We start from the raw sequence: 17,538 nt of genomic DNA, 5'->3' as shown, positions 1-17,538 counted from the left end.
CTTGTTCGGGAGACTGTAAATGACTGTAAAAGTTGCCATTAACGGCTTTGGCCGCATCGGCCGCAATGTTCTGCGCGCCATCGTCGAATCCGGCCGCACCGATATCGAAGTCGTTGCCATCAACGACCTCGGCCCGGTTGAAACCAACGCCCATCTGCTGCGCTACGATTCGATCCACGGCAAGTTCCCTGCCGACGTGAAGGTCGAAGGCGACACGATCATCGTTGGCGGCGGCAAGCCGATCAAGGTGACGGCCGTTCGCGATCCGGCAACGCTGCCGCACAAGGAACTCGGCGTTGATATCGCGCTCGAATGCACGGGTATCTTCACCGCCCGCGACAAGGCGGCAGCACACCTGACGGCAGGCGCCAAGCGCGTCATCGTTTCGGCTCCTGCTGACGGCGCAGACCTCACGGTCGTCTTCGGCGTCAACGACGATCAGCTGACGAAGGACCATCTGGTCATTTCCAACGCGTCCTGCACCACCAACTGCCTCGTGCCGGTTGTGAAGGTTCTCGATGACGTCGTTGGCATCGATCATGGCTTCATGACCACGATCCACTCCTACACCGGCGACCAGCCGACGCTGGACACCATGCACAAGGATCTGTACCGCGCCCGCGCCGCAGCCCTTTCCATGATCCCGACCTCGACGGGTGCAGCCAAGGCCGTTGGCCTCGTTCTGCCGCACCTCAAGGGCAAGCTGGACGGCACGTCGATCCGCGTTCCGACCCCGAACGTTTCGGTTGTCGACTTCAAGTTCATCGCCAAGCGCGACACGACGGTTGAGGAAGTCAACGAAGCGATCAAGTCCGCATCCAACGGCAAGCTGAAGGGCATCCTCGGCTACACCGAAGAGCCGCTGGTCTCCCGCGACTTCAACCATGACAGCCATTCCTCGATCTTCGCGATCGACCAGACGAAAGTCATGGAAGGCAAATTCGTGCGCGTTCTGTCCTGGTACGACAACGAGTGGGGCTTCTCCAACCGCATGTCGGACACGGCCGTCGCATTCGCGAAGACCATCTAAGCGGAACTCAGTTCGATCAAAAAGCCGGCAGGAGCAATCCTGCCGGCTTTTTATTTGTAAAAATGCCGACGGGAACGAGGAAACCCGTCGGCATCGATCCGGAAGCAAGGCGGGGCGCTTCGGATCGAAACCATCGTTGGGGCAAGACGGGCCAACCCGCAGCCAGCGCCGGCGCGCAACCGTCACCTTCTGTTGTTGATGATGATTGGGTCCCGCGAGCCGGCATTGCTCCAGATCGTATCGAAAGTCTGTTGCCTCAACTCACTTTGCTGCATGGAAAGTTTCATCATGCAGTCGGCAGCATCCCGCGAGCCTTCAGGGTAACCAAAGGAGCGGCAGCGCTCGCGTTGCGCGGCCATGTTTTCAGCCGTCTGTTCCGTACTGGAGCAACCCGAAACGATCGCGCCCGCCGCCAATACTATAATAATTCCAGTAATATTTATCCGTTTCATCCGATCGCTCCGGTAATGTTGAAAAGCAATTCGGACGAGAGAACTAACGCAGCTGCATTGTCTCTATGTTACGTCGAGACGACGGAAGATGAATTGTTTCTGCGGGGGTATCCGCCGCTATCCACGCCATGTATTTTTTCGTCCACAGGCCGAGAAAATTCCCTTTTCCTGCCTTTGTCTGGTCCACTTTGAGACGGACAAGAGACACAGGGATAACGGTCGTGCGCAATGCACTTCGGCCCTGCCGTATCATTCGATACACCCCGCCTTGCGTCGCCTTTCAACGCCACCCGAAACAGCGCTGACAGACCGCAACCCGTGGCGCATTGACTGCAGACGCGCAGAGCATTCATTGCGGCGGTCAAGGCGGTTTGAATGAGGCGGTGGACATGGAATCATTTTATCTTCTGTTGCTGGTCGCAACTGTTCTGGTTCTCGTCGCGGCGTTTTCGAGCCTCATCGCCTTCCGCTTCGGCGCACCTCTCCTGTTACTCTTCCTGATGATCGGCCTTGCGGCGGGTGTGGATGGCCTCGGCATTGAATTCACCAACAATCCACTGGCCTATATGCTCGGTTCGCTCGTGCTTGCCGTCATTCTTTTCGATTCCGGTTTCGGTACGTCGATACAATCCTTCCGGCTTTCGGCAGCACCCGCCGTCGCTCTCGCCACGGTCGGCGTCATTCTCACATCCGTCTTTTTCGCGGGCGCGGCCGCCCTGCTGCTCGGGCTTTCCTGGCTGGAGGGCCTGCTGCTTGGCGCCATCGTCGCCTCCACGGATGCGGCCGCCGTTTTCTTCCTGCTGCGCATCGGCGGCATTCATATCCGCGATCAGGTGCGCTCCACGCTGGAAGTCGAATCCGGCACCAACGATCCCATGGCGATCTTCCTCACCATCGCCCTGGTCGAAATCATCGCCAAAGGTCAGGGGCTTGCCGGCATCGACAGCGGCTTTCTGCTGCTTTTCATCGAGCAGATGGGCCTTGGCGTGATTTTCGGCCTGCTCGGCGGGATCATGATCGCCACCGTCGTCAATCGATTCGCCGCCGACCGCGGGCTCGCGCCGATCTTCGTGCTGGCGCTGGCGCTGCTCGTCTTCTCCTTCACCGGCACCATTGGCGGCAGCGGTTTTCTGGCGGTCTATGTGGCGGGCATCGTCGCCGGCAACCGCCGGATTTTCGCCAAGGAAACCATACGCCGTTTCCATGAGGGGCTGACCTGGCTTGCCCAGATCATCATGTTCCTGATGCTCGGCCTTCTCGCCACACCGTCGCAATTTCCGGCGATCGCCATCCCCGCCGTCCTGCTGGCGCTGTTCCTGATTTTCGTCGCCCGCCCGCTCGCGGTGTGGCTGAGCCTTATGCCCTTCAACTATACCCAGCAGGAAACATCCTTCGTGGCCTGGGTGGGCTTGCGCGGCGCGGTCTCCATCCTGCTCGCCATCATGCCCATTCTCGGCGGGCTTGATAATGCGCAGATCTATTTCAACGCCGCCTTCATCATCGTGCTGGTGTCGCTGCTGATGCAGGGCTGGACCATCAAGCCGGTGGCGACAAGGCTGGGGTTGATCGTGCCGCCGCGCATGGGCGAGGTGGACAAGCTCGAGGTGGACCTTCCGGGCACCGCCAATCATGAACTGATTTCCTACCGGGTCGCCAAGGGCAGCGCCATCATGCAGGGTGAACGTATTCCCCGCTGGGCCATGCCCTCGCTGGTTGTGCGCGACGGCAAGTCGATCCGCTACCAATATGCCGGACGGCTGCGTGAAAACGATCTTGTTTATCTTTTCATCGCGCCCGGCTATTCCCGCCTGATCGACCGGCTGTTCGCCAGCGCCCTGCCGGTTGCTGATGACGACGCCGATTTCTTCGGCACCTTCGCGATCTCACCCGCCCGCCCGGCGAAGGAGCTGGACGCGGCCTATGGTCCCGGCCTGCTTTCGCCCGCCGAACAGGTGATGAGCGTCGCCGAACTCATCGAGGCGCGTCTTGCCGGAAAGGCCGACTATGCCGACCGTGTGCGCCTCGGCTCCATCGTTCTGATCGTCCGCACACTGGACGAGCATGAGGCAATCACCGGCGTCGGAATTTCGCTCGAACCGGTGGAACCGGCCACCAGCCTGCCGATCTTCATCAGCTTTTCGGAAATCCTCAACCGTGTACGTGATTATCTGGCGCAGAAGCGTCAGCCACGCCCCGCCGGCGTTGAAGAAAACGCCTCCGCCCCGGCCAATACAGTGAGAGAAAATGAGGCCTGACCGGCTTGCGTCGTCAATCAGGCATAGTATGGTCCGTGCCGAACTCGCAACAAATCAGGATCGACCTATGCCCGCTTTCAAGACCCTCGACGACCTCAACGACATTGCCGGAAAGCGCGTTCTCGTCCGCGTTGATCTCAACGTACCGGTCGCAGATGGCAAGGTGACGGACGCAACCCGCATCGAACGCGTTGCGCCGACCATTCTGGAGCTCTCCTCCAAGGGCGCGAAAGTCATCCTGCTCGCTCATTTCGGCCGTCCGAAGGGCGAACCGGTCGCCGACATGTCACTTTCCCAGATCGTGCCCGCCGTCGAGGAAGTGCTGGATCACGCCGTTTCCTTCGCGGCCGACTGCATCGGCGCACCGGCGGCGGATGCCGTCGCGAAACTGAACGATGGCGATATCCTGCTTCTGGAAAATACCCGTTTCCACAAGGGCGAAGAAAAGAACGATCCGGCCGTCGTCGAAGCTCTGGCGGCCAATGGCGATATCTATGTGAACGACGCCTTCTCCGCCGCCCACCGCGCCCACGCCTCCACCGAAGGTCTTGCGCGCCACCTGCCCGCTTATGCCGGCCGCACCATGCAGGCCGAGCTTGAGGCGCTGGAAAAGGGCCTCGGCCAGCCGGTCCGTCCGGTGGTCGCCATCGTCGGCGGCGCCAAGGTTTCGAGCAAGATCGATCTGCTGATGAACCTCGTCAAGAAGGTCGATGCCCTCGTCATCGGCGGCGGCATGGCCAACACCTTCCTCGCCGCCCGCGGCACAAATGTTGGCAAATCGCTCTGCGAGCATGATCTGGCCGAGACCGCAAAGCAGATCATGATCGAGGCGGCGACATCCGGCTGCGCCATCGTGCTGCCGGAAGACGGCGTGGTCGCCCGCGAGTTCAAGGCCGGTGCGGCCAATGAAACCGTCGACATCAACGCCATTCCCGCCGACGCCATGGTTCTCGATGTTGGCCCGAAATCGGTTGAAAGCATCAAGGCCTGGATTTCACGTGCGGAAACGCTGGTCTGGAACGGCCCGCTCGGCGCTTTCGAAATCGAGCCCTTCGACGCAGCGACTGTGGCTGCCGCGAAACACGCAGCCGAATGCACGAAGGCCGGCAAGCTCGTCTCCGTCGCCGGCGGCGGTGATACCGTGGCGGCACTCAACCATGCCGGCGTTTCGGACGATTTCACCTATATCTCGACGGCAGGCGGCGCCTTCCTCGAATGGATGGAAGGCAAGGAATTGCCAGGCGTTGCCATCCTGACCGCCGCCAAGTAAACTTACCCTACTTGCCTGACACAAGGCCGGACAAGCCATGCTTGTCCGGCCTTGTCTTTTGGTAAGCGGCACCTTGAGGAAAAGTTTCAAACGATTGAAATGATTTCAATCGTTTCAATGAGTTAGCGTGCCATTTCCCTGCCCTGGAACTTCTGTTATCGGAAATTTATTGTGCCTTGGGAGAATAGCAAATGACCGAACGTCTCGAAGACATCGCCATCAAAATGGTTGCCGACGGCAAGGGCCTGCTCGCAGCCGACGAATCCACAGGAACGATCAAAAAGCGTTTCGACAGCATCAATCTGGAGTCCACCGAGACCGCCCGCCGCGACTACCGCGAAATGCTGTTCCGCTCCGACGACGCCATGAAGAAATACATCTCCGGCGTCATTCTCTACGAAGAGACCCTGTTCCAGAAGGCCGCCGACGGCACGCCTTTCGTTGATATCATCAAGGCAGCCGGCAGCCTGCCGGGCATCAAGGTGGATATCGGCGCGAAGCCGATGGCTTTCCACCCTCACGAATTCATCACCGAAGGCCTCGACGGTCTTTACGAGCGCCTGCGCAAATATCATGAAGCCGGCGCCCGCTTCGCCAAGTGGCGCGGCGTCATCACCATCGGTGAACAGCGCCCGAGCTGGGGTTCTATCAAGGCAAACTCCCAGTCGCTCGCCCGTTACGCCGCTCTCTGCCAGCAGGCAGACATCGTGCCGATCGTGGAACCCGAAGTGCTGATGGACGGCGAACCGGGCACGCACGACATCGACCGCTGTGCGGAGGTCACGCAATGGGTTCTCCAGACCGTATTCGCGGATCTGTTCGACGCCCGCGTCAACCTGGAAGGCATGATCCTCAAGCCGAACATGATCATCGACGGCAAGAAAGCCCGCAAGGCTTCCGTCGAGGAAGTAGCGGAAAAGACTGTAAAGGTTCTGAAGGCGACCGTGCCATCAGCCGTTCCGGGCATCGCCTTCCTTTCCGGCGGCCAGTCCTCCGAAGAGGCGACGGCGCATCTCTCCGCCATGAATGCCGGCTACGACCTGCCCTGGTCGCTGACCTATTCCTACGGCCGCGCGCTTCAGGATACAGCCCTCAAGACCTGGGGCGGCAAGCAGGAAAATGTCGCCGCCGGCCAGCGCGCCTTCACGCACCGCGCCGCGATGAACAGCCTTGCCGCCAAGGGCAACTGGAAGCAGGAACTCGAAAAGGCAGCCTGAGGCCCTCGCCGGCAGGCATTTAGTCAAATAAAAGCCGCCCTCAGGGGCGGCTTTTTCGTTAAGGGCGCAGAAGCAGCGTCGCCGACCATATGACAAAGGCGGCAACCGCGATCTTCCAGCAATCGCCTCTTTTCTTCAGGCCCGGCAGGCCGAGCGGCCGGATGATCTGGATCGCCATGGCCAGCAGTAAAAAAAGGCCGATCGCCTTCGTCATTTATTGAGCCTTTTCTTTATTTCTGCATCGTCACAGGCTGGACATTTTTACCGTTCACCAGAAGAGTGCAACTCATTCGGGCAATGCCCGTCTATGGCCTGTCCGACCGTCCGTCCGAACGCATGAGAGTGTTTTCATGAGCAGAAATCTTCTACCCGTATTCGCTCTTTTATCCAGCACTCTGTTTCTTTTTCTCGGCAACGGCCTTCAGGGTCTCATCCTGCCCGTTCGTGGTTCGGCGGAAGGTTACTCCAATGAAATTCTGGGCTTTCTGGGCACTTCATGGGCGGCGGGCTTCGTCGTCGGCTGCTTTGTCGCGCCTGCCATCGTGCGCCGTGCGGGGCATGTGCGGGCATTCGGCTCCTTCGTGGCGCTGGTGTGCCTGACGGTGCTGATGACCGGCCTTATCATCGACGACACGTCGTGGATTGCACTGCGCGCGCTTACCGGCTTCTGCACGGCCGGCACCTCGATGATCATTGAAAGCTGGCTGAACGAGCGCGCCACCAATGAAAGCCGTGGCATGATCTTCTCGCTCTATATCGCCATCACGCTGCTCGGCGTCGTGGCGGGGCAGATGATCGTGCCAATGGGCGATATCAGCAATACGTCGCTGTTCATGATCTGCGGCATCATCTATTGCATCGCCATTCTGCCGGCCACGCTTTCGAAAGCGGCCAGTCCGCAACCGTTGCAGAAGGTGAAGCTGGATCTGCCGGCCCTTTACCGCAACTCGCCGGTCTCCTTCGTCGGCATCCTGATGATCGGCATTGCCAACGGCGCTTACGGTACGCTCGGCGCCGTCTTCGGCGCGCGCGCAGGTCTGGACCCGACCATGATCGCCATCATGGTTTCGGTCACGATTTTCGTCGGTGCGCTGGCGCAATTTCCGGCGGGAAGGCTTTCAGACCGGATAGACCGCCGATACGTGCTGGCGGGACTTGCCGGGCTTGGCGCGGTCGCGGGTCTCGCTGTCGCGGTGGTGCAACCGCATGACGTCTATGTGCTGATTTTCATGATCGCCATTTACGGCGCTGCCGCCAACGCGCTTTATCCCATCGCCGTGGCGCATGCCAACGACTTCGCCGCCTCGGAAGACTTCGTCAAGGTCTCGGGCGGCCTGCTCTTGCTTTACGGCATCGGCACCATCATCGGCCCGACACTCGGCGGCGCGATCATGACCCATTCTGGCCCCTATGCCCTGTTTCTGGTGACGGCTGTGGCGCATCTGCTCATCACCGCCTACGCCATCATCAGAAGTCGCCAGCGCGCAGCACTTTCAACCGAGGAAAAAGACAATTTCTCGACCATGATGCCGACGACGCCCTCACCGCTCGTCACGCCGGAGAGTATTGCGCTTGACCCGCGCGCGCAGCAATATCCCGCAGACGATGGCGACTATGTGGAAAAAGGAGCAGGCATATGAGCCTCTTTGACGATGACCGTCCGCAAAAGCCGGTAGCGCACGAGATCGGCGGCGATCTCAGCCTTCTTTCGGTGGACGAACTGAGCAGCCGTATCGATCTTCTGCAAGCCGAAATCACCCGGCTGGAAGAGGAGAGGACACGGAAATCCGCCGGCAGGCAGGCGGCTGAGAATCTCTTCCGATCCTGACGCGCACTTGAGAATAGACATGGGACTGCACTTCCAATGCCTAAAGCTGCGGCTCAGGCGGTATCTGGAAGTGAATATCCGGGGCAGTCTTTCGTTTACCATTAACCAAAAATTAAGCTTTCTGAGAGATTACTATACATGTCCAGTTCTTCTGGACCTCAGGCATCTTCTCCATACGGCGAATTGGTCTGATTTTTCTCCCTGTTTTACCTTGAGAGCCGCTTTCGCGGCTCTTTTTTTGCCGCTCGCCGGATTCCGTAAAACTGTGGGTATTAACCCTTCTTTAATAATTGCCTTGCGCATTTCAGGTAAAGATACCATCCTGAAAACACTAAAGGCCGGAACAAAATATCCGGATCGTCGTTGCCTGACAGTGTGGTGCGTGAGCAGGGATTTAAAGAAAATGTCGGAACAGGTTTTAAATACCATAAGCTTTGCGGGTCGCGCGGCTGCTTCCAACCAGTTCAAGACCCTCTATACCGAAGGCATGACCTTGGTTGAGGAAACGGCAAGTTATCTCGATGGCGCCGGCCGCGCCGCCTCCAAGGTGCTGCCGCGCATGGCCTCTGTGCTCTATGCGGCGGAATCAATGCGCCTCACCACCCGCCTGATGCAGATGGCCTCCTGGCTGCTTCTGCAGCGCGCCGTCAACAATGGCGAGATGACGCGCGACCAGGTTCTGAGCGAAAAGAACAAGGTGCGGCTCGACAGCTTCAATGTCGACCGTAACGCGCCCGGCTGGAACGACCTGCCCGAATCCTTCCGCGACCTCATCGAACGGTCGCTGCGCCTCCAGAACCGCATCGCCCTGCTCGACCGCGAAATCTATCGCCCGTCCGAAGCCGCCAAGGTGCCGGACAATGAAAACAGCGTGCAGGCGCAGCTCAACCTTCTGCGCACGGCTTTCTCGATCAACTGAGAAAAGACGACCTTATCCGGACAATTTGAAAAGCAGGCTGAAAAGCCTGCTTTTTTGTTTTGGTCGTTACACCCATATGTACAGCCGCGAAAATCAGACAACAAAAAAGCCCGGTAAAACCGGGCTTTTTTTAAACGATCCGTCCGCAAGTGGATCAGAGGCCGAGGCCGCCGAAACGCTTGTTGAACTTGGAAACGCGACCACCGCGGTCCATAAGCTGCTGGTTGCCGCCCGTCCATGCCGGATGGGACTTGGGGTCGATTTCAAGGTTCATGACTGCGCCTTCCGAACCCCAGGTAGAGCGGGTTTCGTATTCGGTGCCATCGGTCATGACGACCTTGATCGTGTGATAAGCGGGATGGATATCAGCCTTCATGACAATCTTCCTGGTTAAGTGACGTGCGGTCCATTTGCCGCAATTGCGTCAACTGAGCCATTTTAATAAATGAAGCCATAGACCAGATGGGCTATGGCTTCCCAATTCGATGCGGAGCCTATACATGAAGGTCGCCCAGATAACAAGAGCCTGCTATCCCCTTGTGAAAGGAGATGGCCGCAGGGGCTGGAATTTTACCGCACGCCGGAAATTCATCCGCAAAAGGCCCAAAAACGGCATTGAACGAGGAGCATAGAGGACGTGGCAGACATTGACGAGCAGAAAGCTGCGAAACAGAGAAGCCTGAAGCCGCTTCTTGGCCTCTTCCCCTATCTGAGCCGTTATCGCGGCCTGATGGCGGCAGCCCTTTTCGCGCTTGTGCTGTCCTCCGCCACGACATTGGCCCTGCCGCTCGCCGTTCGCCGCATCATCGACCACGGTTTCCAGACGCCGGATGGCGGCATGATCAATAGCTATTTCGCCGTGCTTCTGGCGATTGCCGTTGTCCTCGCGCTCACCAGCGCCATGCGTTATTATTACGTCATGACCATTGGTGAAAGGGTCGTTGCCGATCTGCGTCGCGATGTCTTTGCCCATCTCACCACCCTGTCGCAGCAGTTTTTCGATAGCAACAGATCCGGCGAACTGACCTCGCGACTGACCGCCGATACGGTGCAGATCCGCTCGGCTTTTGGATCGTCCGCCTCCGTGGCTTTGCGCAACATCATCATGTGCTGTGGCGCCGTGGCGATGATGATCTATACCAGCCCCGGCCTTTCCGGCCTCGCACTGCTTGCCATTCCCTTCATCGTTTTTCCTTTGATCGCCTTCGGGCGCTCGGTTCGCGCCCGCTCCCGCACTACGCAGGATACATTGGCCAATTCCGCCGCCTATGCTTCCGAGACGATCGCTGCGAGCCGCACCGTGCAGTCCTTTAACGCCGAGATGCTGGCAAATGCCCGTTACGGCGCTTCCGTGGAAGCCGCCTATCAGGGCGCTCGGGCGGCGATCGGCGCACGCTCCATTCTCACAGCCGTCGCCATCGCGCTGGTCTTCGGCAGCGTCGTCGGCATTCTCTGGTATGGCGCGCAAAGCGTCCTGTCGGGCAGCATGACGGCAGGCACGCTCGGTCAATTCGTGCTTTATTCGGTCATCGCCGCAAGCGGTCTCGGCCAGCTCTCGGAAGTCTGGGGGGAACTGGCGCAGGCGGGTGGTGCAGCCGAACGGCTTTCCGAATTGCTGAACGAGCGCTCGCCCGTCGCAGAACCTACAACACCCGTCGCCATGCCGCAGCCGCCGCGCGGCGAAGCCGAATTCGAAAATGTCGATTTTGTCTATCCGCTCGCGACAGGGCGGCCAATCGTCTCCGGCCTCTCCTTCAAGGTCAGCGCCGGCGAAACCGTCGCCATCGTCGGGCCTTCAGGTGCGGGCAAGAGCACGGTCTTTTCGCTGCTGATGCGCTTTTACGATCCGCAGCAGGGCCGCATCACCGTCGACGGCACGGATATCCGCGACGTCACCCTCGCCGATCTGCGCGCGCGCCTGTCCATCGTTCCGCAGGATGTGGCGATATTCGCCTCTTCCATCCACGACAATATCGCCTTCGGCCGACCTGACGCGACACGCGAGGAGGTGCGCGCTGCCGCCATCGCCGCACAGGCCGACAGCTTCATCGAACGTCTCACCGATGGATATGACACCCAGGTGGGCGAACGCGGCGTGACGCTTTCCGGCGGCCAGCGCCAGCGCATCGCCATTGCCCGCGCCATCCTGCGCAACGCGCCGATCCTGCTGCTCGACGAAGCGACCTCGGCGCTTGATGCGGAAAGCGAAACGCTGGTTCAAAAGGCGCTCGACGAACTGATGAAGACCCGCACCACCATCGTCATCGCTCACCGCCTCGCCACCGTGCTGAAGGCCGACCGTATTCTGGTGATGGATGAGGGCCGCATCATCGAGGAAGGCACGCATCAGAGCCTCATTCGCCAGAACGGCCTTTATGCGCGGCTTGCCCGGCTGCAATTTCAGACCGGGCCGGACGAATTGCGCGCCCAGGCTTAGTTCACGCGATCAGAGCGGAATTTCAGGCAAAACCGCTGGCGTTTCGCCATTCCGCTCTCAACGGCTCACGCCAGCACCCTGCGTCCGGCAATACGGCCTGAAAACAGACAGCCGCCAAGAAATGTGCCCTCCAGGGCGTTGTAGCCATGCATGCCGCCGCCGCCGAAACCCGCCACTTCGCCGGCGGCATAAAGGCCCGGCACCGGCTCACCGGCAGCATCCAGCACCCGCGCGTCAAGATCGGTATGAAGGCCGCCAAGCGTCTTGCGCGTCAACACATGCAGCCGCACGGCAATCAGCGGCCCCATCGCCGGGTCGAGCAGCCGGTGCGGTTTTGCCGTCCGCATCAGCCGGTCGCCGAGATAACGACGCGCGCCATGGATGGCCGTTACCTGCGCATCCTTGCTGAAACCGTTATCGATTTCGCGGTCGCGCGCCTCTATCTGCCGGCGGATATGGTCTATATGCAGCCGGTTATCACCACTGATGGCGTTCATCGCCGTCACGAGTTCTTCGAGCATATCCCGAACCGCGAAATCTTCGCCACGCTCCATGAAGGCACGCACTGGTCCCGGCGGCTCCTTGCCCAGCCTTTTGAGCAGTAGCGGTATATCCTTGCCGGTCAGATCAGGATTCTGCTCCGAGCCCGAAAGCGCAAATTCCTTCTTGATGATCGCCTTGGTCAGAATGAACCAGCTATGGCCGCTGCCGCGTTCACCCAGCATTTTTAGCGTGCCGAGCGTATCGAAACCCGGCATGGCGGGGGCGGCGAGGCGGTTTCCATCCGCATCGCACCAGAAGGACGAGGGACCGGGCAGGATGCGGATACCGTGACCCGGCCAGATCGGATCATGGTTTTTCACGCCCTCGGTATAATGCCACATGCGGTCACGATTGATGACGGCCCCGCCGGCCGTTTCCGTAATGGCGACCATGCGGCCGTCCACATGCGCGGGGACACCGCAGACCATGCCGGCAGGAGGCTCGCCCAGACGTTCCACCGGCCAATTGCGCCGCACCAAGTCCTGATTGCCGCCGATGCCGCCGGAACTGACGATGACCGCCGCAGCGGAGAAGGTAAAATCGCCCTGCTCTTCCCGGCTGCTCTCCTGCCCGCGCTGCACGGGGTCGGCTGCAAGAACAGCGCCTGAAATACCGGTCACCCGGCCGTCGGTGATATCCAGACGATCAACCCGGTGGCGAAAACGGAAGGTCAGCCGGCCGGTTGCCGCCATGGCCTTCGCCTTTTTAACGAAGGGTGCGAGTACGCCCGGACCCGTGCCCCACGTGACATGGAAACGCGGAACGGAATTGCCATGACCATGAGCGAGGCTGCCGCCGCGCTCGGCCCAGCCGACCACGGGAAACCAGCGCATGCCCATGCGGTGCAACCATTCGCGTTTTTCACCGGCGGCAAAATCGAGATAAGCTTCCGCCCAACGGCGCGGCCAATAATCCTCCGGACGGTCGAAACCGGCTGAGCCGAACCAGTCCTGCCTTGCAAGATCGAGACTGTCGCGCACCCGCATCCGGCGCTGTTCGGGACTGTCGACGAAAAACAGACCGCCCAGCGACCAGAAGGCCTGGCCGCCAAGGTTCTGCTCGCCCTCCTGATCCACGATACAGACGCTGAAACCTCGCTCAGCAGCCTCGGTTGCCGCCACCAGCCCGGCAAGCCCCGCGCCGACAACGATCACATCATAGCGTTCCATCAGCCCCTCCCAGATATGACGGAATTACTTTTACGCGAACGTAAATTCACTTTCGTCGGAAGGCAACCGCCATGACGCGGCTCGCGATTTCAGCGCTCGGTGAGCTTGAGTTCGATACGGCGGTTCTGCTGCCGCGCTTCCGGCGTATCACCTTCGGCAATCGGCTGATATTCGCCGAAACCAGCGGCAACCAGCCGGTTTGCCGGTACGCCCTTGGAAATCAGGAATTTCACCACCGAGGTGGCACGGGCAGAGGATAGTTCCCAATTGTCCCGGTAACGTCCGGAACCGGAAAGCTGGACATTATCCGTGTGGCCATCCACGCGCAGGACCCAGTTGATCTCCGCCGGAATTTCCTTGGCGAGATCGAGCAGCGCGACCGCCAGCTTCTCCATCTCCGCCTGCCCTTCCGGATTGAGTTCATTGCCGCCGGAAGGGAAGAGCACTTCGGACTGGAAGACGAAGCGGTCGCCGACGATGCGGATGTTTTCGCGGTCCGACAGGATTTCACGCAGCCGCCCGAAGAAATCGGACCGATAGCGGTTCAGTTCCTGCACCCGCTGCGCCAGTGCGACATTGAGGCGGCGGCCGAGATCGGCGATCTTGACCTGAGAGGAGGTATCCTTGGCTTCCGACGCCTGCAGGGCGGCTTCCACCGAAGCGATCTGCGCTCTCAGCGCCGCAATTTGCTGGTTCAGCAATTCGATCTGCGCGGAGGCGCGGGAATTGGCCTGCCTTTGGTCGTCCAGTTCGCCGGTCAGGCTGCCAATCCGGGCATTGGCGCTGGCATTGTTGCCCGACCCCGCATCGAGGAGCGCCTGCAGTCGGGAACGCTCGTTTTCTGAAGCCGCAAGCGTCGATTGCAGGCTTGCCAGCGCGTCCTCAATATCCTGCTTGTTGCCTTTTTCCATGGCCAGAAGTTCGGTCAGTTCGGCAATCTGGCTGTTGAGGCGTGTCAGCACCTCGTCCTTGCCGGTAATTTCGCGCGACAGCACGAATTGCGCCAACACGAAGACCGTCAGCAAAAACATGATGGCCATCAGCAGCGTCGAAAGCGCATCAACGAAACCCGGCCAATAATCCACACCCCTGTCGCGGCGGCGGTTGCGCGCAAGCGCCATGGCTACTCGCTCCCGTTATCGTGCCGGGTGCGTCCGGAAGATTTCGTGTCGCCGTCGATCCGCGCTGACAACCGGTCGAGCGTGCGGCGGAGTGATTTCGATTCCTCCTGCTGCGCTTCGATCCAGTCTCGCAACATCTGCTGTTCGCTGCGCATGTTCTTGACCAGACCCTGAATGCCCTCGGCAAGGCTGGTCATGGCCGCCAGCGAACGCTCGGTGCTGACCACGGCGCCCGGCTCGGCAACCTTGAACTCCCTCGGCCCTTCCACCGAAGTATCAGTTACTGATGACAGCCAGTTTTCAAGCTGGGTATAAAAACGGTTCTGCGCGCGGCCGGCCTGAAGATCGAGAAAACCAAGGATCAGCGAACCGGAGAGACCGAGCAGCGACGAGGAGAAGGCCGTTCCCATGCCGGCCAGCGGCGCGGTGAGACCGGCCTTCAGCGAACCGAGAATATCGTTGCTGTCACCCGCGCTCGGATCGAGTGACTGGATGACATTGCTGATGGCGCCGATGGTGCCGATCAGGCCCCAGAAGGTGCCGAGCAGACCGAGAAACACCAGCAGGCCGACGAGATAACGCGAGGTATCACGTGACTCATCGAGCCGTGTCGCGATGGAATCGAGGATCGTCCGCTGCGTGACCGTGGAAAGCAGGACTTCGCCGCGCTTGCCGATCAGCGTGCTCATCGGCGCAAGCAGTTTTGGCGCACGACCGACCTTTTCGACGCTGCCGGCAGCGCGAAAGGCATTGAACCAGCGGACTTCCGAGCGCAGGCTCATCGTCTGCGTAAACACCAGAATGATGCCGATGGCCAGCACGCCGAGAATGAAGCCGTTGAGCCCCGGATTGGTCATGAAGGCGGTGTGCGCCTGCCGATAGAGAATAGCCGCCAGGAAGCCGACGAGGATCAGAAACAGAACCATCGTCCAGAGAAACGGTGTGGGGCTGGACAGCTTTTGGCTGTATTGCCGTGTGGTCACCGGTTTCTCGACGCCAAGATCGAGCAGCTCCGAATCCGCCATAACGTTCGCATTCCCTCTGGTCAGGTATCCAGCGGAAGCTATTTGAAAATTGCGACGATTTGAAGCGAAAAGCCGGTCTTTCGTCACTGGCGTTTTAGGAAAACGTGTGAGCACCCGGCAATGGAAAACAAAAACACCCGGCGAACATTCGCCGGGCGTCTAAAACTTGCAGAAAACGACAGGTTTTCCGCCAAAAACCGATCAGCGGCCCGGGATCGGACGGTTGGCGACCTCAACGAGCGCCTTGTGGATATATTCATTACCAGCAGCAACGGTGCCGCTGCCGAAGATATCCGTGCCGCCCTTGATGTCGGAGGCAAAGCCGCCGGCTTCACGAATCAGCACCAGACCGGCCGCCATATCCCATGGCGAAAGATCGGCTTCCCAGTAACCATCGAGACGGCCCGCGGCGACATAGGCCAGATCGAGCGACGCCGCACCCATGCGACGGATGCCGGCAGCCTCACCCATGACATGGCGAAGCTCTACCAGGAACTTGCCATGATTGCCGCGACCGAGATGCGGCACGCCGCAGCCGATGACGCAATCGGTGAGCGCCTTGCGCGCGGCAACACGGATGCGACGATCGTTGAGGAACGCGCCGCCGCCACGCTCGGCGGTGTAGAGTTCGTCGGTCGCCGGATTGAAGATCACGCCGGCAACGACTTCACCGTTACGCTCCAGCGCGATGGAAACCGCAAAATGCGGAATGCCGTGCAGGAAGTTGGTGGTGCCATCAAGCGGATCCACGATCCAGCGATGCGCGCCATCGCTACCCTTTTCCTCGCCGCCTTCTTCACCCAGGAAGTCATAGGTCGGGCGGGCTTTCATCAATTCATCCCGCACGATCTTTTCGGCTTTCAGATCCGCCTGCGAGACGAAATCGCTCGGTCCCTTGACCGAGACCTGAAGGTTCTGCACTTCACCGAAGTCACGCGACAAAGACTTACCCGCCTTGATGGCGGCCTGAACCATGACATTGAGAAGGGCTGAACGGGCCATCGATGTTGTTTCCTGGAAAGCTTGCGAACCGCCCGGAAGCTCACCGGGCAGGCACGTCATTATTTTCTTGAATTGAAAGTTTGCGGTTCAAGACCACAAAACGCGCGGAAATTCAAGGCAAAAAGCCCATGGGGCAGCACCGGCATGGTTAGGCCCGTCTTCCATCACGTTGGGCGGAAACGATTTGCGGCCTCAATCGCCTTCTTCTGCTGCTCGTCGGTGATCCCGAGATAAAAGTCCTCGAGGGACGGATCCTTCAGCCCGGCGCGACGGGAAAGCACATACCATTTGGCCGCTTCGACCGCATCGGGCCGGGTGCCAAGCGCCTGAATATAAAGATGCGCCACCTTGTTCTGCGCCACGACATTGCCGCGCTGTGCCGCCCCGTAGAGCCAGCGGAAGCCCTCATCCAGATTGCGCTCGCCGCCGAAACCATTCACCAGCCAGATGCCCAGATCGACCTGTGCGGTGTCGTAACCCGCTTTCGCGGCCCGCATCAGCCAGTCCCGCGCCTTGGCCTTCTTTTCGGCTGGTACATCCTTCACCGACCAGTAAATCTGCGACACCGCATATTGCGCGTCTGCGATGCCCTGTTCGGCGGATTTTTCGTAGAACGGCAATGCCATCAGCAGGCCCTTGGCGCCGGGATTTTCCGAAACCAGAATCTGGCCCCAGTTGAACTGGGCAGAGGCGTTACCGCCTTCCGCGGCGCGGCGCATGAAATCGTCGGCCTTCGCCTTGTCGCGGGTGACGAATTTGCCTTCCATCAGGATCAGGGCGAATTTGAACATGGCGACGGGATCGCCACCCTGTGCGGCCTGCTGATACCAGAAAGCGGCGGTTTTCTCGTCACGGGCGATGCCCAGACCACGCGACATCATTTCCGCCACCAGCGTCTGGGCGGATGCGTCGCCGTTCTGCGCACGGTTCAGCGCCTTGTCGAGCGCCTGCACATATTCGCCGCGCTGGAAATGCCCATAGGCTTCGTCCACCCGGCCCTTGAATTCTTTTTCAGGCGGCAAAGCGGGCAGCTCCGCGCCCATGCGCTGATAGACATTGACGCCTGCGGACGGCTGCAAGTCCTTCTGCTCTTCGGATTGCACCCTGCCCTGACGGGTCGGCTGAGCCTCATTTTCCAGCTGGCGGGAAAGCGCATTACTTTCGCTCTGCGGCCCGGATTGGGCAAAAGCGACACCCGCCGGCGCGCCGAAAGCAAGCGTCAGCAGCGAAACGGAAAAGCAGAGGTGAACCGAGCGCATGATCATCGCCT

Annotated in this window: 16 protein-coding genes; 8 read left to right on the top strand and 8 right to left on the bottom strand. The window is 60.0% G+C overall.

Going from position 1 to position 17,538, the window contains the following annotated elements; all coding sequences use genetic code 11:
* The first annotated feature begins 19 nt into the window (after window positions 1-19).
* Window positions 20-1,030 carry a type I glyceraldehyde-3-phosphate dehydrogenase gene (gap, locus tag CFB10_RS04175; RefSeq protein WP_003511409.1) on the top strand — a complete coding sequence of 337 codons (1,011 nt, stop codon included), beginning with the start codon at window positions 20-22 and terminating at the stop codon, window positions 1,028-1,030.
* A gap of 182 nt (window positions 1,031-1,212) precedes the next feature.
* Here gap and CFB10_RS04170 read toward each other — a convergent pair whose 3' ends face one another.
* On the bottom strand, window positions 1,213-1,482 hold the full coding sequence (locus tag CFB10_RS04170) for a hypothetical protein (RefSeq protein WP_020012223.1): 270 nt from the start codon (window positions 1,480-1,482) through the stop codon (window positions 1,213-1,215).
* Window positions 1,483-1,871: 389 nt separating this feature from the next.
* Here CFB10_RS04170 and CFB10_RS04160 point away from each other — a divergent pair, with 389 nt between their 5' ends.
* The 3 genes from CFB10_RS04160 (at window position 1,872) to CFB10_RS04150 (ending at window position 6,224) form a co-directional block, all read left to right on the top strand.
* Complete coding sequence (locus tag CFB10_RS04160; protein WP_026364042.1) at window positions 1,872-3,737, top strand: potassium/proton antiporter; 1,866 nt, start codon at window positions 1,872-1,874, stop codon at window positions 3,735-3,737.
* Between the two features lie 67 nt (window positions 3,738-3,804).
* The gene (gene pgk, locus CFB10_RS04155; protein WP_020012225.1) at window positions 3,805-5,007 is read left to right on the top strand and encodes a phosphoglycerate kinase; all 1,203 of its coding nucleotides are present in this window, start codon (window positions 3,805-3,807) and stop codon (window positions 5,005-5,007) included.
* A 191-nt stretch (window positions 5,008-5,198) separates the two neighbouring features.
* Entirely contained in the window at window positions 5,199-6,224 is a 1,026-nt protein-coding gene (locus tag CFB10_RS04150) for a class I fructose-bisphosphate aldolase (protein WP_003523197.1), read from the top strand.
* A 58-nt stretch (window positions 6,225-6,282) separates the two neighbouring features.
* Here the strand turns inward: CFB10_RS04150 and CFB10_RS23975 are convergent, their stop codons facing one another.
* Complete coding sequence (locus CFB10_RS23975) at window positions 6,283-6,438, bottom strand: hypothetical protein (protein WP_003506189.1); 156 nt, start codon at window positions 6,436-6,438, stop codon at window positions 6,283-6,285.
* 136 nt (window positions 6,439-6,574) lie between these two features.
* On the opposite strand from CFB10_RS23975, the gene CFB10_RS04145 reads away from it, so the two are divergent.
* The 3 genes from CFB10_RS04145 (at window position 6,575) to CFB10_RS04135 (ending at window position 8,971) form a co-directional block, all read left to right on the top strand.
* Window positions 6,575-7,864, top strand: coding sequence for an MFS transporter (locus CFB10_RS04145; protein ID WP_020012226.1), 1,290 nt, complete (start codon window positions 6,575-6,577; stop codon window positions 7,862-7,864).
* Complete coding sequence (locus CFB10_RS04140) at window positions 7,861-8,052, top strand: DUF1192 domain-containing protein (protein WP_020012227.1); 192 nt, start codon at window positions 7,861-7,863, stop codon at window positions 8,050-8,052. Before CFB10_RS04145 ends, CFB10_RS04140 begins: the two co-directional genes overlap by 4 nt.
* Before the next feature lie 403 nt (window positions 8,053-8,455).
* Window positions 8,456-8,971 carry a DUF1465 family protein gene (locus tag CFB10_RS04135; RefSeq protein ID WP_003506184.1) on the top strand — a complete coding sequence of 172 codons (516 nt, stop codon included), beginning with the start codon at window positions 8,456-8,458 and terminating at the stop codon, window positions 8,969-8,971.
* A gap of 154 nt (window positions 8,972-9,125) precedes the next feature.
* Here the strand turns inward: CFB10_RS04135 and rpmE are convergent, their stop codons facing one another.
* Window positions 9,126-9,347: a 50S ribosomal protein L31 gene (rpmE, locus tag CFB10_RS04130; RefSeq protein ID WP_003506183.1), complete on the bottom strand. Its 222-nt coding sequence runs from the start codon at window positions 9,345-9,347 to the stop codon at window positions 9,126-9,128.
* Window positions 9,348-9,608: 261 nt separating this feature from the next.
* Here rpmE and CFB10_RS04125 point away from each other — a divergent pair, with 261 nt between their 5' ends.
* Window positions 9,609-11,408, top strand: coding sequence for an ABC transporter transmembrane domain-containing protein (locus CFB10_RS04125; protein ID WP_020012228.1), 1,800 nt, complete (start codon window positions 9,609-9,611; stop codon window positions 11,406-11,408).
* A gap of 65 nt (window positions 11,409-11,473) precedes the next feature.
* Here CFB10_RS04125 and CFB10_RS04120 read toward each other — a convergent pair whose 3' ends face one another.
* The 5 genes from CFB10_RS04120 to CFB10_RS04100 all read right to left on the bottom strand — a co-directional run bounded on the left by CFB10_RS04120 (window position 11,474) and on the right by CFB10_RS04100 (window position 17,533).
* Entirely contained in the window at window positions 11,474-13,120 is a 1,647-nt protein-coding gene (locus CFB10_RS04120; RefSeq protein ID WP_020012229.1) for an FAD-binding dehydrogenase, read from the bottom strand.
* Window positions 13,121-13,209: 89 nt separating this feature from the next.
* Window positions 13,210-14,241, bottom strand: a complete 1,032-nt coding sequence (locus CFB10_RS04115; RefSeq protein ID WP_020012230.1) for a peptidoglycan -binding protein — start codon at window positions 14,239-14,241, stop codon at window positions 13,210-13,212.
* 2 nt (window positions 14,242-14,243) lie between these two features.
* Entirely contained in the window at window positions 14,244-15,266 is a 1,023-nt protein-coding gene (locus CFB10_RS04110; protein WP_020012231.1) for a hypothetical protein, read from the bottom strand.
* Between the two features lie 201 nt (window positions 15,267-15,467).
* Entirely contained in the window at window positions 15,468-16,268 is an 801-nt protein-coding gene (locus CFB10_RS04105) for an inositol monophosphatase family protein (protein ID WP_003506172.1), read from the bottom strand.
* A gap of 164 nt (window positions 16,269-16,432) precedes the next feature.
* Window positions 16,433-17,533: a tetratricopeptide repeat protein gene (locus CFB10_RS04100; protein WP_020012233.1), complete on the bottom strand. Its 1,101-nt coding sequence runs from the start codon at window positions 17,531-17,533 to the stop codon at window positions 16,433-16,435.
* Window positions 17,534-17,538 lie beyond the last annotated feature (5 nt).

It is taken from the genome of Agrobacterium sp. 719_389, assembly GCF_900188475.1.
GTDB lineage: Bacteria > Pseudomonadota > Alphaproteobacteria > Rhizobiales > Rhizobiaceae > Agrobacterium > Agrobacterium radiobacter.
Note: the sequence above shows the minus strand (reverse complement) of the source record. Positions and strands in the feature narration are given on the sequence as shown.

Coding starts and splice junctions, on each gene's coding strand:
- CFB10_RS04145 (WP_020012226.1), top strand. CDS start 6,575: ATGAGCAGAAATCTTCTACCCGTATTCGCTCTTTTATCCAGCACTCTG.
- pgk (WP_020012225.1), top strand. CDS start 3,805: ATGCCCGCTTTCAAGACCCTCGACGACCTCAACGACATTGCCGGAAAG.
- CFB10_RS04160 (WP_026364042.1), top strand. CDS start 1,872: ATGGAATCATTTTATCTTCTGTTGCTGGTCGCAACTGTTCTGGTTCTC.
- CFB10_RS04120 (WP_020012229.1), bottom strand. CDS start 13,120: ATGGAACGCTATGATGTGATCGTTGTCGGCGCGGGGCTTGCCGGGCTG.
- CFB10_RS23975 (WP_003506189.1), bottom strand. CDS start 6,438: ATGACGAAGGCGATCGGCCTTTTTTTACTGCTGGCCATGGCGATCCAG.
- CFB10_RS04105 (WP_003506172.1), bottom strand. CDS start 16,268: ATGGCCCGTTCAGCCCTTCTCAATGTCATGGTTCAGGCCGCCATCAAG.
- CFB10_RS04140 (WP_020012227.1), top strand. CDS start 7,861: ATGAGCCTCTTTGACGATGACCGTCCGCAAAAGCCGGTAGCGCACGAG.
- CFB10_RS04110 (WP_020012231.1), bottom strand. CDS start 15,266: ATGGCGGATTCGGAGCTGCTCGATCTTGGCGTCGAGAAACCGGTGACC.
- CFB10_RS04115 (WP_020012230.1), bottom strand. CDS start 14,241: ATGGCGCTTGCGCGCAACCGCCGCCGCGACAGGGGTGTGGATTATTGG.
- CFB10_RS04100 (WP_020012233.1), bottom strand. CDS start 17,533: ATGATCATGCGCTCGGTTCACCTCTGCTTTTCCGTTTCGCTGCTGACG.
- CFB10_RS04170 (WP_020012223.1), bottom strand. CDS start 1,482: ATGAAACGGATAAATATTACTGGAATTATTATAGTATTGGCGGCGGGC.
- CFB10_RS04135 (WP_003506184.1), top strand. CDS start 8,456: ATGTCGGAACAGGTTTTAAATACCATAAGCTTTGCGGGTCGCGCGGCT.
- gap (WP_003511409.1), top strand. CDS start 20: ATGACTGTAAAAGTTGCCATTAACGGCTTTGGCCGCATCGGCCGCAAT.
- rpmE (WP_003506183.1), bottom strand. CDS start 9,347: ATGAAGGCTGATATCCATCCCGCTTATCACACGATCAAGGTCGTCATG.
- CFB10_RS04150 (WP_003523197.1), top strand. CDS start 5,199: ATGACCGAACGTCTCGAAGACATCGCCATCAAAATGGTTGCCGACGGC.